Annotated in this window: 1 protein-coding gene and 1 pseudogene; both read right to left on the bottom strand. The window is 63.5% G+C overall.

All coding sequences use genetic code 11. The annotated features are described in order from the left end of the window. Positions 1–37 precede the first annotated feature (37 nt). Positions 38–433 (bottom strand): DUF1090 domain-containing protein, encoded by a 396-nt coding sequence (locus G3436_RS24975; RefSeq protein WP_163950742.1) that lies wholly within the window; start codon positions 431–433, stop codon positions 38–40. A 59-nt stretch (positions 434–492) separates the two neighbouring features. Further along, a pseudogene (locus G3436_RS24980) lies at positions 493–798 on the bottom strand (NAD-dependent DNA ligase LigB); the annotation flags it as partial.

Genomic DNA, 798 nt, shown 5'->3' on the forward strand with positions numbered 1-798 from the left:
TTGCCAGCGAAGGGAGCGCCGCACGTCTCAGCGCGGATTACTTCTCCAGTTCATCCAGCGCTTGCTGCAGTTCTTTCTTGGACTCGGCCAGCTTGTCCTTGCGCTTGTTGATCTTGTCGGCGTCGCCTTTCTTCATGGCCTTGTCCAGGTCCTTGGTGCGCTGCGCCACTTCGTGACGGGCATCCAGCACTTTTTGCTCGCGTTCCTTTTTCAGGCTGGCATCGGTGCAGTGTGCATTGACTTCGCTCAGGGCCTTTTCGAGGCCGGCCTGCTGGTCGCTGTTGCCGTGGGCGCGGGCCTGCTCGATCTGCTTGCTGATGGCGTCCTTCTTGGCTGCGCAACCGGTCAGGCCCGGCTGTTCTTCGGCGGCCAGGGCAGAGGTGGCCAGCAGCGTACAGGCAGCGAACAGGGCAAGCGGGGAAATCAGTTTCATAGTGGCTCCGTGGTCGCGGGCTTGGCAGAAACCCATGATGCTGCCCTGATCTGACGAAATTAGAAACCCTGTATTGTATGTTCACGTAACCGCACCGCCAGCACCTGCACCTGCGGGTGGGCGAAAAACGCCACCAGTTGAGCCGCTCGATAGGCGCCGATACCTGGCTCGGTCTGCCACTGCGCCGCATCGCGTGCGGCCAGCGTGGCCCAGGAATCACCCAGTGCCAGCGCCTTGGGAGCGGGTACGCCAATGGCGCGGGCCCAGGTTGCGAAAGGTTGCTGGCGGGCACGCTGGAGCGCAGGGGCGAGCGGGTGGGTGGCGGGCAGCTCGAGCACGTCGGCCAACTCGCGCAGCTCGCCACT

This window comes from Pseudomonas brassicae (assembly GCF_010671725.1).
Lineage (GTDB): Bacteria > Pseudomonadota > Gammaproteobacteria > Pseudomonadales > Pseudomonadaceae > Aquipseudomonas > Aquipseudomonas brassicae.